Raw genomic sequence first — 14389 nt, 5'->3', positions numbered from 1 at the left:
AAGGAACCGACAAGCTTCGCTGGCAGGGTTGTGTACAAAAGCCTGCATGATTATGTACTTTTTAGTTGCATAAAACATTTTTTAGCTTCAATAATCTTTTCCTTTATAATTCCTCCCTAATATTGCAGATGTTATGCTGTCTGAAGGAGGGATAATATGAATATTGAAATGAAGGAACCAGAAGAGATGTTTCCAGGGACTTATACTTTGTACTTTAAAGCCAGTACAAATGAAACAACAAAGCAGGATGTGCACGGAGACGTAATTATTCGCACAGACGGAAAAAAGCGTCCTGAAATTAAAGCAGGAGATATTCAAACAAACCAATCTCTAAACCTAGAAAAAGAAGAAGAAAATGTAATCCTTAATTTAGCGCTTGAGAGATATAGAAGATACATTAATTCAACTGTTGAATAAACTATAAGGTTTGAACGTCCTTAGAGCGACTCCATAATATGAGACAGGAAAAAACACCCCCAATGTCGTATGTAGTATTAAACGATGATCTGGAGGTGTTTTTTTGATGGGAACCAATCGATTTTACCCGGAGCATGTGAAGCGCGAAGTCATTCGTTTGAAATTAGAGGGAAAGACTTCCAATCAGGAACTCATGAAGCAATTTGGGATTAAGAATAAATCGCAGATTAAAACATGGGTCCAGTGGTATAAACAGGGTTCCTTCCACCGCCTGTCCCAGCCGCCGGTATCGCTATTGGCTGGGCCACCGTAAGGTGGCGGCTCTTTTGCGAAAAGACCACGGGATCAGAATCAATCGGAAAACCGCCCAGCGCTTGATGCAGAAGTATCAGCTCCAATGCCAGGTCAAGCCCAAGAAACGGGGCCAGCCCACGGGGGAAAGCCATCAGACGGTGCCGAATCTGCTTTAGCAGGAATTTACGGCCGATCGTCCCGACCAAAAATGGGTTACCGACATTACGTATCTGCCATATGGAGAGAAGATGTGGTATTTATCTGCGATCATGGATGTATACAATAATGAATTGGTGGCGTATCAACTACGGGATACTCAGGAAACGAGCCTGGTGCTGGATACACTGGAAGTGGCCTGTCGGGGCCGGGAGACCTACGGTCTTCTTATGCAAAGTGATCAGGGCTCCCAGTATACCTCACATGCGTTTCAGCGAGCAGCCAAAGAAAAAGGCATTATCACAAGTATGTCCCGGAAAGGAAACTGCTTTGATAATACCATGATCGAATCCTTCCATTCCTCGCTAAAGTCGGAAGAATTCAGCATCCGCGAACGGATGCCCCTTACGTCTTCTATTATAGTCGAAAAAGTCGATTCGTACATGTATTATTATAATTACATACGACCATTTACCAAATTAAACGACCACAGCCCGGTGGAATTCCGGACGGTGGCCGCATAGGTGTTTTTTCTTGTCTCATTTCGCTGGGTCAGTTCAGCCACATAGGTGTTTTTTTCTTGTCTCATTTCGCTGGGTCAGTTCAATTCTTATCGAAGCCCGGGTGAGTACATATGAGCAATAAATTTTAGGTGCTTGTTTATAGAGTGTGATAAAATAAAGTTATAATTAGTTGGGAGGGGAAATAGTGCCTGAGGTTACATCTTTTATATATTGTGAGGAAGTTCAAAAAAATAATAAGGGAAAAATGACTATTCATAATCCGATGAATATTCTTACCCCTGTTTATGTGCCCGGTATGTTTTCATTTTCCATTGTTTTAAGTTTTTTAGGAATTGAAAAACAGGGTTTTCAATTCAAAATTAGATTCATTAATAAAGAAACTGGAACAGTACTATTAAACTCAGATAAAATTGAAATTAACGAAAAAAATTTTGAAAGAGATCCAAATTTATCAGATGAAATGCAAGGTTTTTGGTTAGACTTAAACTTTAAAAATGTAGTATTGGATAACGAAGGAAATTACGGAACAGAGGTTATAATTAATGAAGAATCAACTCAATTTTTCCCAATTAAAGTTACAAAAGGTAAAAAATAAGGGGGAGAATGTATGGTTACGGGATGGGCAGAACCAGAAGAAAAAATTTATCAAAATCGATCTACGGAAATTACTAAGAACGAGTTGAAAATAAATCTTAATGAAGAAGATAGTGGTTTCACATTTAATGGTGAGGTTCTTGTAGCTTCAATTCAGGGAATAACTGAAAATATTAGCAGAACGGTTGCTTTGACAAGTACTAACATGATTAAAGCAGTAAATGATGTTTATGAATTAAACAAGACTATGTTGTCTATTAATCTTCCAAATCAAACAGCTGAGAACCTTGTTTTAACAGCTGAATATATTGAAGAATCAGGCAAAAAAGAAAGAGTAGATTTTATTGAAGATGAATCATGGGGAGTTCGGGAGCATCTACCATATCGAGAAGAGAAAAGTATTAAAGGGAATTTAAATTATATTGGGAAATTAGGCAAAAAAGAAAGAATGGAATTTACTGAAGATGAATCATGGGAAGTTCAGGAGCATCTGCCGTATCGGGAAGAGAAAAGTATTAAAGGGAATTTAAATTATATTGGGAAATTACCTAAGAAGCAGAGAAATTAACATGTATAATACTTGGTATATCAAAACTAACGAAGAAGTCAATGTTAGCCAAGGAGATATTCTGTTCAATTTTCCTTTATTTTTCCCAGAGAGTGCAGATGATTTTACGAATATTGATCAGCTAGATCAAGTAGATTTTAAAGTTGCTAAAGCGGACGTTATTGTTATGACGCAAGCTTGTGATTTAGAAAACAAAGAAGATAGAGATCCTAATGTTGAAAATGTAGTTGTTTCTCGTATTGATTCTATTGCTGAAGAAAATTGGAATTTTGTGAGCGCTGTTAATAAAAATAAAAAAATAGCATATCATCTTCTTCACAAGTTTGAAGTTGAAGGTGAGATAGAAATGGATTATATGATTGTGGACTTCACTTCTTTATATACAGTGCCCTACGAATTATTAAATAAATTCAAAAGAGAGCAAGGGAATACTTTAAGGCTACAAAGTCCTTTTTTAGAAAATTTATCCCAACGTTTCGGCCATTTTTTCTCAAGAATTGGATTGCCCGAGGACTCTATAGTTAATCAAGATGATTTAAAAGATAGGCATCGTATATTAAGAGACTACTGATAGATGAACGATTTTATCTTAAAGTTTTATTTATATGCCTAAAGTTATATACCAATCACTAAGAAACGTCACTAGCTTACACTAAACGCACAGGAGCCTCCTATTTCACTCCTGGCGAGCAAATACGGCATTTTCCAATCTTTAAGCTTCTGTATATACTAAAGAAGTTCCTTACCTCGAGGGACTACCATTGTCTTATTGTTTTCCCCACTGTAAGAAGTCTACAGAAAGCAGCCCTCCCCAAGGGCTGTTTTTTGGTGTACATACACGATTCTCAAACGATTTTTGAAATTGAAAATTGCCCCCACATTTGCCCCCAACATACAAACACTCATGAATTGCTATACATAGTTAGGTTGATAAAACAGTCATTTTGGTAAACAATACTACGCAAAACAACGTTTAGTTCTATTCCGCACCCAAGTTCACCCGTGGGAACGCGAACAGTACCTCTCCACGTACTAAGATTGAGAAAACCCTTCAGCCGCAATGGCTGGAGGGTTTTTGTGTTTGATAAAGCATGGCATTTGCTCTGATTGCCCCAAAACTGCTCCAAAAATTTAATGAAGAACATAGCGTTAAAAGCATTGACACAGTCTCAATAGAATATGACGTCGAAACAAGTCTTGCGCGGGATATATGAGGGATTATGTATAAAAATAAAGCAGTTTTAACGAATATACACTTACTTGGTTAAAGGGAGGGGAGGCTGGGGGGCACGCATTATAAACTAGACACACACGGGTATTTAGCAAAACGAGACAGCAGTGGGGGAGCAGTGGGAAGCATCATGTTTCAGAACATGCACAAAGGACCAGGAGGGTATTATACGAAATTCACAGCAATTCGCTCCGGCTGGATGTACTTGAGTGAGATCTGGGGAGCAGGCGAATTGTTTGCGGATGGTTGGGATCGGTACAAGATAGGGCAAATTTAGGTTTTTATTTTTTAAAATTGTATTGTTTTTTATACTCTTTTAATAGAAGTTTTGCTTCTTTTTCTAAGGTATTAAAAGCGAATTTTCCATGTTTCTTTAGCTCTGTATCTACTGCCTCGTAGTTATTCACAGCTATTCACCCCGGCTCTTTTTGAACTCATAATACTTTGAAACATACTCAGGTGCAAAATATTTATAGGCTTAGAATAAAACCCCTGCCGTAAAGCAGGGGAATGGATATATTATTCAAATGTGATGGTTTCTTCGATAGATTCCCCAACTTCATTAAAATCTTCGTCGGTTGGTGCGCCTATGCGAACCGTAATCTCTTCAATTTCCTCCGCTTCTGAGTTTTCAAGCACATACACATTATATCCTTCTTGTGTCACTGCATCCAGGAATTCTCCACTAATGTGTTCGCCAAAAAAGGCATCCGGGTCCAGCTGTTCACCGCTATTTGTCGTAACAGTAGCCTGGGACGGATAAAAATTAACAGGTTCTTCCTGAGTATTTTCGACAGACATATCTAACTGGATGTAAGTAAGATCTTCGCTGTCTGTCTCTAAGATATCCTGGTATTCTTCTGTTAACTCACCATCAATCACTTTTGCGGATTCAAAGGTAGCTTCGAGGGGGCCTGTCTCTATCGTGCCAATATCGTCAGTGCGTTTAACCATATTGAACGACCCAGCTTCACTTTCTACGGTATCGCCTGGCTGTGCTTCTTGATTCTCGTTCTCCTCCTCACTCATGGTTTCGCCTTCGCTGTCATCGCTATCAGAAGATTCATCCCCCGATGATTCTTCCTGGTTATTCTCTTCCTCGCTTCCACTCTCTTCATTCGAAGAATTCTCGTTTCCGCTGTCTGAACCAGAATTTTCATCACCACCACAGGCGCTTAGTGCAATCGTTGTAGTGGCAAGTCCCGCCATTAATAAATACTTCTTCATGGAATTTCCCCCTGTATATGTAATTTATTGAATCTATTTCATTTTAACAGCAAACATACGTACCCTTAAAGTATTTCCTGCATCATAAGTCCCTGATTTTAAATTAAAATTATTTGGTCATAATGGTGGGCAAAACTATAAAAGGTAACTTCTAACGCTTGCCTTTTGCGTGACTTTCATCCTGAAAACGCGTTTAGACGTTTGCTATCCCTATACAAAGAGGTAGAGAAGGATAAATAAAAAATAAGGGATGATAAAAAATGAATAAAGCCCATTTGATTACGGAGAAACTGGCGCTAGAGGAAGAGTATGATAAAGGTGAGATGCCGCACGACGAATACACCGAGCGTGTGGAGGAGCTGCAGCAGCAGCTGGAGCAGCCGAATATTGTAAAATAAATGTAATGATAAAAAGGTAGAATACTATGATATTGTGTAGGCAGAAGGTGATAAAATGAGTAACTTTGCTTACACGAAGCGTGGAAAAACCAATGAAATTCTCATTGGAGCGTACAAGGAAATTATTAATGCGTATTACGGGGAAGAGATTTATTCGTTTGAAACTGAAGAGGAATTATTTCACAGCATTCAAACGTACCGTCAAAAAGAATATATTATTACCCGCCTGAGTGAATTACCCATCATCGATGCGATGTGGAAGAAGGAAGGGGCTGCCCGCTACGATACCGAGTAGCGGTTTTTTTTATGCTTAAATATTTGAATCAGGACGGCCACGTGAAGCCGGCATAGAAAACATTCATCTTATATATTTTTTTATCCCCCGAAATGAATAGTCCAGACAATATACAACGTGGGGAAGACGAAAAATAAACGCGATGTTTCCCTGAAATTTATAAAGAGGTGAAAAGTGTGAGCAAGCATCAGGAACTGCGGGCCATCATGAAGAAAATGAGCGGACAGGATCATATAATCACGGTGCCACGTATCTTTATCGAATTTTTGGACGGTGATCTGAACACGGCGCTCGTTTTAAATCAGCTCGTGTTTTACGCCGACAAAACAAAGCGCACCGACGGCTTCTTTTATAAAAGCTACGGGGAATGGGAGGCAGAGACGGGATTAACCCGGCGCAAAATCAAGGGGTCGATCGATAAGCTGATCAATAAAGAGCTGGTCGCCACCAGGCTGAAAAAGGCGAACGGGGCGCCGACGCTGCACTATGCGCTGGATTACGACAAAATGCTTGCTTCCATTATGGCAAAATGTGCAAATCCATCTGAACAGCCTGTCACTAACCCGGATTCGGACAAAGTGTCGGATTCCATAACAGATGATTTGCAGTTGAATTCAACAGATGAGTTAAACAGTAGTCCCCGCGCCATCGGCAGCGTTGTTCCGTTTTACGAAGAGAACTTTGGCGGGACGATGACAGTCTATCACCGGGAGCGGCTGGTTGATTGGTGCGAGGCTCTTTCCCCGGAGATTGTGCTTCGGGCATTAGAGATTACTATTCTGCAGGGCGGCCGCAGCCTGAAATACGCTGAGCAGATCCTGAATGATTGGCAGCGGTTTAGCTGTCGCACGCTTGATGATGTAGAGAAATACGAAGAAACGAAAAAACAGCAGAAGGAGGCGCGCCGACATGGAAGGAACAGCCAAAGGCATGCAGGAGGTACTCGCCAGTCTCGAAAAGAAATCAGCGGAAATGAAAAGCAGTCCACTCTCGGCCACGGATGGTACCGACCGGGAACCTGACTACCAGTGTCCGGTATGCAAGGACCAGACCGGCTGGCTGGAAAAGGTGGAGGGAGTCGAGAAATGGGTCATCTGCCCATGTATTCGCGAGCGTCGTACGCAGCGCTTACTCCAATTCAGTGAAATTACAGAAAGCTTCCGGAACGTCACCTTTGGGCAGTTTCAGACCGACAACGTAGATCCGCAGGTAGCGAGTATGAAGGAAGCCGCGCTCGCCTACTACAGCAGCTACCAGGAGCTCCGAAAGCAGCGGGAAAACAGCATGTTGATCATGGGGGCCCCGGGATGCGGCAAAACACATATTCTCACGGCGCTCAGCAACAATCTGATGCAGCGCAAAAGGATCGAGGACGAAGGCAAACAGCAGCAGGGTGTAGCCGTCCAGTATTTTCCGTACGTTGAAGGGTTTAACGATCTGCGGGATGACTTTAATCTTTTGGAGCGGAAAATGGAGCGCATGAAAAAGGCGGATGTGCTGTTTATCGATGATTTGTTCAAGCCAGTGAAGCAGTGGACAAAGGATGGGTATGAACGGGTGCCGCGGGCGACCGCCTGGCAGATTGAGCAGATGTACGCCGTGATTAATCACCGGTATCTGAATCACCTGCCGATTCTCGTTTCCACGGAGCTGATCATGGAAGAGCTCGTGGATGTGGATGATGCGCTTGCGTCCCGGATCGTGCAGATGTGCAAATCCTTCCTGGTTACAATCACCGGAGCGAAGAATGATTTAAACTACCGACTGAGGGGGGTGTATTAAATGGTGCCAGTGTGTGGGATAGTCATGCAGGGAAGAAAGCTGAACGAAGCGGAGGAGCTTCTGAGGCAGGAAAGGGTGCGGAAGAACATGGAGCGCTTTAAAGAGGCGGAACGGTATTTTGAGAAGCAAAGATTGGTAATGAAAGGGTGAAATTATATTTCGAAAAATGATAGTTATTAAAATTAAAATTGAGTTAGCCCCTCCAAAAATTAGGGGATAGATGAATACATAGAGGGGTGGTTTAATGAAAAGAAGAATCAAACTCACGGCACTTTACGGCGGTACGTTTCTTGTTATTAGTATTATTATGAGCTACATATTTAATGGAGAGCTGGATAAAACGCTAGTAACCGGCCAGACGATCGGAGGCATTACGATCGGGTTATTTATAGCTCCGCACTTTCGGCAAGAGCCGGAGGAGAAGACACAAAGGCTGATACGCATTAACAGAATTATCACAAACACGGTATATATCTTTCTGTTAATATTTTTAATCATGTTCAGCCTGCGTTTTATATCCAATTCTATCGATTGGAGAGCGCTAACGTTCTTTTCGATACCTCTAATCACGGCTATAATAATCAAACTTATTTATCGATGGCGGGTGAAGAAATTTTTAAGATAGGGAAATTGCAGCATGTATTTGCTCAAATTAACTGGTGCCTCCTGGCATTAACCCCGGAGCACCTCTGGCCATCCACATTTGTTTAATCTGACGCTTCGAGCTCAACATCCTGATCCGGTTCGTTTTCAATCTCAATATCGCTATCCTCTGCAATATCTCCTAAAACCAATGGAGCTTCCGTATTTGGGGCAAATCCATCGAAGCCGCCGTACAAAGCTATCGTTAAACCAACCTTCAAATAACTACCATCCGGGGCAGTGACTAAATAAGTATGTTTATCCTCTGAAGGTGCGTGCATTCTGTAAACACGCTCGTCGTAGGGGTTGAAGTTTTCGTGGGGCGAATATTCATGAGTGATCTCGCCCTCCACAACGATAGGGGCGCCTTCCTGCATATCCTCATGATACGGTTCAGCCGCGTTCTTTAAATTTTCCTCAACATCGATTTCTTCAGACGGCTGGGCCACTGATTCCTCCGGGGAGGTGCTCTCCTCCGTATTGTTATTTTTTTGTTCTTCAGAGGCTTCCTGTTCGCTGTTTTCCTCCTCATCCGGGGAAGCATTCTCTCCCAAACTACAGCCCGCTGAAAAAATACCGAGAGAAGCTCCAAAGACGAGTAACATAGCTGTCTTTTTCATCGACTCCCTCCAGCCTGTAAGAAATATAAAAGCATTCGTTTAATTTATAATACTACTATTTGGATTTTCATGCTTTTGCGCAGCTCCCTTTGTTTGCAGGGCAAAAAACCTTAAGAAATCTATTAGGGCTTTTGCATTCATATATTCGGGAATAGAACGTGCGCTGCCACTACAAAATCCTCCAGCACTCCTGCGCTCCTCCTTTTTTATGAATTAATGTAAGGAAATAGAAGGAAATCCTCCGGAATTGGCGAAAGATATGGAGTGACACTACTATTTTAGGGGGATTGAAATGACAAAGACGATACAGGTAGGGGACACGTACCGCGATAGGAATAGTGGAAAGGAGTATAAGGTCACGAGTTATAATGGCAATTCAGTCCTGCTCACCAAAGAAGAAACGTCATTGGCTGTGATACCAGTTATCGACGAAGAGGTTCTTTTACCAGGATTTATCAAGGTATAAGCTGCTAATATTTTCAACGCTTTGGCGCTCTGCCAGGAGCGCTTTTTTATGTATCCAAAGAAAAGATGCACATTCCTTAATCTGACCCCGGCCGGTGACAATGAGTACGTATTAGCAAATTTAAAAAACAAAAGGTTTCTTCCGGCCGGTTAAAGGCTATAGTGACCACTACTAGTAGTGGGAGGGGTTTATATGAAAGAGGAAGAAATAACTGCAAAGATAGAGGAACTCGAAATGGGGCTGGACCGCTCAAGTGATACGCTGGAACACGATCACGACGTGCCTGTGAATAAAATAAAGGCAGAGGACGGAGCGTCTGTAGTTTATGAATACGGCAGCGGGGACAAAACCAATGCCGCCCAGGAGTTGACCAATCTTCGCGTGGAATTTGATAGGGCACAGGGCGATAAATTTAATGCAAAAGCTGTTATCCAGACAAACAGGAATAACAAGGAAATTGCAGGCGGGGAAAAGCCGTTTGACACGCTGTATTTATCGAATGGAAACGAAGGCACGTGGAGAATTGATGCAGCTGACGGCAAAGAGCTGGAGCAGAATGATCTGGAAAAAATCATTGCCTATACCTTTCAAAGCTATTTACTGGAGTAAGTCACTGGAAGCCGATTTTCTGCTCAGGGTACTGCCCTGCATAAAAACGAAAAAGACCCTGTGCGTACACAGGGCAAACTGAGGGAATATACCTTTGCAAATTCCAGTCGTATCTTTCATCCAGGGAGATGTTAGAGAAGTGGTACAATTTTAATTTTAAAGCGCTTACATTTTAAAATCACGAGGCAATAGTCCTTTTTTACAGATTGAGACTTTTCTGTTAATAAAAAAGCCCCGCGGGGAACACGGGGCTGGTCTCAGGAGCGGGATGAAACATTCATCCCACAAGTACTTTATCGGATGAACTGTATTCATTAATGAGTCCTTGGATAGAAATAATGTCAAAAATATTAAAAGAGCGGACTTCCTGCTGTTAACGGTTGCTCGCTTTTTGAACGGCCCGCTCCACCTCTTTTTCGGAAACGTCAAATTTGTCGGCGGTAGCTTCTACCGGGCTGGTACCCGTGCTTTCATCGTACGCGGGCCCCGCCCAATAAAAGTACATGTCCAGCTGTTTGTCGGTCGGATATTCCTCCCGCTGCTTCGGCAAGCCTTTATTATTCATGGAGCCATAAAACGTGTTGATCTCGTGGTCGCTGTAGTCGCCAGGTTCATAATTTTCTGCCGCCGCGATTTCCCCGTTAGGGAAATAATCCGTTTTTCCGTAAATGTAGCTGCCGTAATCCATCGCTTTTTTGGCATCCACAAAGTTGATCGTCAGCAGGTGAAATTCTTCCTGGTCTTTCACCTCCATGATCACTTCGTCACTGATGGTATCAATGTCCGTTTCATCAATCGACACAGGATCTGCGTCCGGGATTACATAATAATTCAGATAAACCCCATGATCGTACGCCGCGTTTTCCCCTTCGTGCACTGTATACGAAGGTAACTCTGCTTCAGGAGCCCCGCCGGTCTGTTCTTTTTCATAAGCCGTGAATTCCTCATTCATGTCTTCGGACAGCACTGCGCAGGGTACGCCGTCGTTATTGGCATCAAGACTGCCGGGATCATTTTCAGAGCTGAACTCGTGCTCCGTCCAGTAGTCATACAGGTGCTGGTCGTCTTCGAAATCGCTGCAGCTTTTTAACGCTGTCTCCTCATCAGTCGCTTCTGGCTCTTCTTCACGGAGGTTCTCTTCCGTGTTGCTTGCCGGTTCTCCCCCTAAGACAGCGGCGATGACACCGGCAAGAAGAAGCGCGTAAACCAGTGAGGCTGTCACAAGCTTCCACCTCGTGCCTGTCCGGAGCCCGGGCAGCCGCCGCCATTTTCTTTTTTTCTGCATGAAACTCCCCCTGGATATACTGCTTATCCCAATGTCACTACAAGCGGTTCGCCTGTTTAATCATTTTTAAGAAATGTTCTTCTTTCGATTTGAATTCAAGCTCACTGACTTTGCTTAAAATAAAATGGTATTTAGAGATTTCGCCGCTGATTTTTAAGCCCCTTAAAAAGGCATCCGCCGCCTGTCTGATTTCTGCTGTTTCCCGGGAACTCTCAAACACGATGACGTTCCGGGTAACCTGTCTTGCGTTGTCGTGTGCAGATAAATGCGTAATTAAATCAAGCAGATTGTCGTAGTTGCTGGTTTTGGTGTTGTTGATTAAATCGACACTAATCAGAAAAACGCCCACTAAGCATCCCCCCTCGAAAGAATGAGCAGGCACATCTATGCCGTTTTAGTGCCGGCCCGCAGAAAACTCCGTTTCCCCTCCAACGGGGTCAGTCCTGCTTTGCCTGTTTCTTTTTCGCGTAAGCTGTCCAACCGAGGTATATAACAATTAAAGCGGCAATTATGGAAGCCATTGTATCCCGCCTCCCGTCATTTGTTAAGCCTATTGTACCACAGGAAAATAGAGGAGGGGGTTGTCAAATACGCCTGCGGACTGCCTTTTGAACGTACAGCTAAAATGAAAAAGGTAAAGGGGCGGTTACTGTGAATTACGAACCAGGCACGCGCTTGTTCAGCGAGACGAGGAAGCAGTGGGGTGTAATGATGCTTCAAAATCACCATCAGGGACCGGAGTGGTACTATGTTAAATTTACGCCGGTCCGCTCGGGGTGGCATCATGAAAGCGATCTGTGGGAGGCAGGGGAGGTGTTCGCCTGCAGCTGGAAGCGTCAACGGGCCGGACAAATCTGATTGCGGCGGCGCCATTTTTTCTTAATTGGTGGTCGTGTTTCCCGATTAAATGTAAAATGGATGGCGGCGTTAAAAATTTGGGAGGGATCGTTATGTACACATCTATTATCTTTTTCATCGAAGACGGGGACCGGCTGATTGTGCCGAAGTCCAACGAGACCCCGAGCGTGGATGAAATTATTGAAAAGCTGAAAAAAGGCAAAAAGCAGGACCTGAAAATGTCCGAAGCATTCAGCGAATGGTTCAACACCGAAGTGGAATGCAAAAAAGTAACAAGCGTCAGCGTCAACTTCATTTAAGAACGAGCATCTGCCTGCGGGCGGATGCTTTTTTTCAATAGATGAAAAAATTTCGGCGGATGGTTGTAAAAAAGACCGCCCGGGTTCCTTTACCAGGTAGGACGGCAAAAAGCCGGCACCTACTCGCTTCAGGAAAGGATGATGAGCATTGGCACAAACATTGGGGCATCAGCTGATTACGTACGGGGAGGATCATCTCGGCACGCCTTATGAATTCGGCGGCGACGGCACGGACACCTTTGACTGCAGCGGCTTTGTCCGCTACGTGATTGAGTACGTCACTGGCGAGATTATTCCGCGGACCGCAGCCAGCCAGTCGGAGACAGGCACGCCGATTTCAGACGAAGATCTGCGAACGGGAGATCTGCTGTTCTGGAAGGATACCCGCTCGGAGGATCTGAACCATAACGACGTGACCCATGTCGGCTTCTATGTGGACGGACAGACATTTCTGGGCGCGCAGGGCTCCACCGGAGTGGCATTCGCCGATTCCACGCGGGACTACTGGCAGTCGCGCTACGTCGGGGCCCGCCGTGTCGTCGACAGTACAGCGGGGCCGCTCACCAACGTCGGCGGAAAGGGAGACCTGCTCCGGGTGATTGCCAGCCAGGTGAATTACCGCAGCGAACCGTCCTGGGACAGCGAAGCCGTTGCGGGTAAAGTTACCGAAGGAGAGGCGTTTACGATTGAGCGCCGCGTGCCGATGGAGGAACGCTCGGATCTGTTTGAGCTCCTGTCCAGCACGTATATTACGACGCATGAAAACTATGTGGAGGTGCTGCCTCAGAGTTAAGGGAGGCCGCTTCCACAAATAGAAGGCAGGCCCGGCATATGCTGCCGGGACCTGCTTTTATTTTTACTTTATTTACGTTTCACAGCCGACGCCGTCCCCGTCACGGTCCAGGTGGCCGCCGTAGCCCGGGTCGCCTTCGCGCACAGGGGCAGCTCCGGCTTCACGGGCAGCGTCGCAGTTTTCATAATATACGTCTTCAGAGGAGCTCTCGCTGTCGGAGGACCCGGACTCTTCCGCAGAGCCGGAATCCCCGGAGGACTCCTGTGATTCGTCGTCCTGTTCCTCATACCCGTCGTCGGTCACATAATCCTCGAGCGACCAGATGCCGATGCCGGCCGAGCGGGCTTCCTCCTCCGCGGCTTCAAATTCGTCGAGATATTCGGTGTTTGGCGGATAGACGGCTACCCGGGCGAGGCCTTCCTCAATCAGCTGCTGGTTGAAGTTTTCGCCATCGACGAATACGTAGGCAAGCAGCCGGCCGTAGTAGTCCCGTTCTTCGACGCCGAGCTCAAGCCGCACGTCTTCACCGTCCAGCTCGCTTGTCGTAAATTCTGTAGCTTCCGGGCCGAATGGCTGCACGCCCATCTGTGGATGCTTCGTCTCCGGTGTGTCGACGAGAATGAGACGAATGCGCTCCTCGCCTCCTTCGTAGTCCACATCAATGGTGTCGCCGTCGACAACGTTGGTTACTGTTGCGTTAGTATCTTCTTCATCAGAGTCGGACTGGATGTCTGATGCTGCTTCCTCATCGTTGCTTTCACTGTCGTCAGAGGAGTTACCGTTAGATGCTTCTTTGGTGTCGCTGGCGTCCTCTTCATTTGAAGCGTCCTCCGGCTGTTCTTCTTCCGCTGTTACGTCGTTTTCACTGCCGGAAGCGGCATCATCCTCCGCACTCTCGTCATTTTCTTCTGCCTGCTCTCCGGTGTCTGCAGCACCTTCCTCTTCTGATGCTTGTTCGCTCATTTGTTCTTCCGATTCGTTACCGCCGCTCTCCTGGCCGGGCTCTTCGCTGCACGCAGTAAGAAAGAGCGTCAGCGCCAGGGTGGAGGACAAAAGCCTGACTGGTTTTTTCAATAGAATCACCCCGCTGCATAATTGGTTAGCATATAGATAGGAAATAGATGGACGTAATACGTGTAAAAAGTAGCGGTTATTAGAGTTATTAACAGTGTACAAGAAAGCATGTGAAAAGAAAATAACCAATCCGGCAGTGTTTTTCGTTGCCTGTTTGCAACAGAATAGAACTACAATAAAAAATACACGTTTTATTTTATATAGGGAAGGGGCTTTTTCCTCTGAGGCCGGAAGAGAATAAAAAGAACCCTGCGCCT

21 protein-coding genes and 1 pseudogene are annotated in these 14389 nt (G+C 44.7%); 16 read left to right on the top strand and 6 right to left on the bottom strand.

Annotation, left to right across the window (positions count from 1 at the left end):
* Window positions 1–156: 156 nt before the first annotated feature.
* The 5 genes and pseudogenes from ACTRXG_RS15435 (at window position 157) to ACTRXG_RS15415 (ending at window position 3124) form a co-directional block, all read left to right on the top strand.
* Window positions 157–417 carry a hypothetical protein gene (locus tag ACTRXG_RS15435; protein WP_474285810.1) on the top strand — a complete coding sequence of 87 codons (261 nt, stop codon included), beginning with the start codon at window positions 157–159 and terminating at the stop codon, window positions 415–417.
* 106 nt (window positions 418–523) lie between these two features.
* Window positions 524–1391 (top strand): annotated as a pseudogene (locus ACTRXG_RS15430) (IS3 family transposase).
* Window positions 1392–1575: 184 nt separating this feature from the next.
* Window positions 1576–1986 carry a DUF6941 family protein gene (locus ACTRXG_RS15425; protein ID WP_474285809.1) on the top strand — a complete coding sequence of 137 codons (411 nt, stop codon included), beginning with the start codon at window positions 1576–1578 and terminating at the stop codon, window positions 1984–1986.
* Window positions 1987–1998: 12 nt separating this feature from the next.
* Window positions 1999–2553 (top strand): hypothetical protein, encoded by a 555-nt coding sequence (locus ACTRXG_RS15420; protein ID WP_474285808.1) that lies wholly within the window; start codon window positions 1999–2001, stop codon window positions 2551–2553.
* 1 nt (window position 2554) lies between these two features.
* Window positions 2555–3124 carry a hypothetical protein gene (locus tag ACTRXG_RS15415; protein WP_474285807.1) on the top strand — a complete coding sequence of 190 codons (570 nt, stop codon included), beginning with the start codon at window positions 2555–2557 and terminating at the stop codon, window positions 3122–3124.
* Window positions 3125–4065: 941 nt separating this feature from the next.
* Here the strand turns inward: ACTRXG_RS15415 and ACTRXG_RS15410 are convergent.
* Together ACTRXG_RS15410 and ACTRXG_RS15405 are read right to left on the bottom strand one after the other, a co-directional pair.
* Window positions 4066–4191, bottom strand: coding sequence for a hypothetical protein (locus tag ACTRXG_RS15410; RefSeq protein ID WP_474285805.1), 126 nt, complete (start codon window positions 4189–4191; stop codon window positions 4066–4068).
* A 112-nt stretch (window positions 4192–4303) separates the two neighbouring features.
* Entirely contained in the window at window positions 4304–5011 is a 708-nt protein-coding gene (locus ACTRXG_RS15405) for a hypothetical protein (RefSeq protein ID WP_474285804.1), read from the bottom strand.
* A 260-nt stretch (window positions 5012–5271) separates the two neighbouring features.
* Between ACTRXG_RS15405 and ACTRXG_RS15400 the strand changes: the two genes are divergently transcribed.
* From ACTRXG_RS15400 to ACTRXG_RS15375, 6 genes are all read left to right on the top strand, one after another.
* Window positions 5272–5409, top strand: a complete 138-nt coding sequence (locus ACTRXG_RS15400) for a hypothetical protein (protein ID WP_474285803.1) — start codon at window positions 5272–5274, stop codon at window positions 5407–5409.
* Between the two features lie 55 nt (window positions 5410–5464).
* Window positions 5465–5704, top strand: a complete 240-nt coding sequence (locus ACTRXG_RS15395) for a hypothetical protein (protein WP_322524975.1) — start codon at window positions 5465–5467, stop codon at window positions 5702–5704.
* 176 nt (window positions 5705–5880) lie between these two features.
* Window positions 5881–6726: a DnaD domain-containing protein gene (locus tag ACTRXG_RS15390; RefSeq protein WP_474285801.1), complete on the top strand. Its 846-nt coding sequence runs from the start codon at window positions 5881–5883 to the stop codon at window positions 6724–6726.
* Window positions 6614–7486, top strand: a complete 873-nt coding sequence (locus tag ACTRXG_RS15385) for a DnaA ATPase domain-containing protein (RefSeq protein WP_474285800.1) — start codon at window positions 6614–6616, stop codon at window positions 7484–7486. The genes ACTRXG_RS15390 and ACTRXG_RS15385 overlap by 113 nt, the downstream gene beginning before the upstream one ends.
* Window positions 7487–7636: a hypothetical protein gene (locus tag ACTRXG_RS15380; RefSeq protein ID WP_474285798.1), complete on the top strand. Its 150-nt coding sequence runs from the start codon at window positions 7487–7489 to the stop codon at window positions 7634–7636.
* 94 nt (window positions 7637–7730) lie between these two features.
* A complete protein-coding gene (locus tag ACTRXG_RS15375; RefSeq protein WP_474285797.1) occupies window positions 7731–8111 on the top strand; it encodes a hypothetical protein in 381 nt (126 codons plus the stop codon).
* Between the two features lie 82 nt (window positions 8112–8193).
* On the opposite strand, the gene ACTRXG_RS15370 is transcribed toward ACTRXG_RS15375, so the two are convergent.
* Window positions 8194–8748 carry a hypothetical protein gene (locus ACTRXG_RS15370; protein WP_474285796.1) on the bottom strand — a complete coding sequence of 185 codons (555 nt, stop codon included), beginning with the start codon at window positions 8746–8748 and terminating at the stop codon, window positions 8194–8196.
* Window positions 8749–9040: 292 nt separating this feature from the next.
* Between ACTRXG_RS15370 and ACTRXG_RS15365 the strand changes: the two genes are divergently transcribed.
* Together ACTRXG_RS15365 and ACTRXG_RS15360 are read left to right on the top strand one after the other, a co-directional pair.
* Entirely contained in the window at window positions 9041–9214 is a 174-nt protein-coding gene (locus ACTRXG_RS15365; RefSeq protein WP_474260790.1) for a hypothetical protein, read from the top strand.
* A gap of 192 nt (window positions 9215–9406) precedes the next feature.
* A complete protein-coding gene (locus tag ACTRXG_RS15360; protein ID WP_474285795.1) occupies window positions 9407–9823 on the top strand; it encodes a hypothetical protein in 417 nt (138 codons plus the stop codon).
* 373 nt (window positions 9824–10196) lie between these two features.
* On the opposite strand, the gene ACTRXG_RS15355 is transcribed toward ACTRXG_RS15360, so the two are convergent.
* Together ACTRXG_RS15355 and ACTRXG_RS15350 are read right to left on the bottom strand one after the other, a co-directional pair.
* The gene (locus ACTRXG_RS15355; RefSeq protein ID WP_474285792.1) at window positions 10197–11108 is read right to left on the bottom strand and encodes a hypothetical protein; all 912 of its coding nucleotides are present in this window, start codon (window positions 11106–11108) and stop codon (window positions 10197–10199) included.
* Between the two features lie 37 nt (window positions 11109–11145).
* Entirely contained in the window at window positions 11146–11457 is a 312-nt protein-coding gene (locus tag ACTRXG_RS15350) for a hypothetical protein (protein ID WP_474285791.1), read from the bottom strand.
* 302 nt (window positions 11458–11759) lie between these two features.
* Between ACTRXG_RS15350 and ACTRXG_RS15345 the strand changes: the two genes are divergently transcribed.
* From ACTRXG_RS15345 to ACTRXG_RS15335, 3 genes are all read left to right on the top strand, one after another.
* Window positions 11760–11966, top strand: coding sequence for a hypothetical protein (locus ACTRXG_RS15345; RefSeq protein ID WP_474285790.1), 207 nt, complete (start codon window positions 11760–11762; stop codon window positions 11964–11966).
* A 92-nt stretch (window positions 11967–12058) separates the two neighbouring features.
* The gene (locus ACTRXG_RS15340) at window positions 12059–12265 is read left to right on the top strand and encodes a hypothetical protein (RefSeq protein WP_079476428.1); all 207 of its coding nucleotides are present in this window, start codon (window positions 12059–12061) and stop codon (window positions 12263–12265) included.
* 148 nt (window positions 12266–12413) lie between these two features.
* Window positions 12414–13058, top strand: coding sequence for a C40 family peptidase (locus ACTRXG_RS15335; RefSeq protein ID WP_474285788.1), 645 nt, complete (start codon window positions 12414–12416; stop codon window positions 13056–13058).
* 72 nt (window positions 13059–13130) lie between these two features.
* On the opposite strand, the gene ACTRXG_RS15330 is transcribed toward ACTRXG_RS15335, so the two are convergent.
* Window positions 13131–14132, bottom strand: coding sequence for a thermonuclease family protein (locus ACTRXG_RS15330; protein ID WP_474285787.1), 1002 nt, complete (start codon window positions 14130–14132; stop codon window positions 13131–13133).
* Window positions 14133–14389: the final 257 nt, after the last annotated feature.

Source organism: Marinococcus sp. LNSP9103-4, from assembly GCF_056034345.1.
This window is presented reverse-complemented; position numbering and strand designations above follow the sequence as displayed.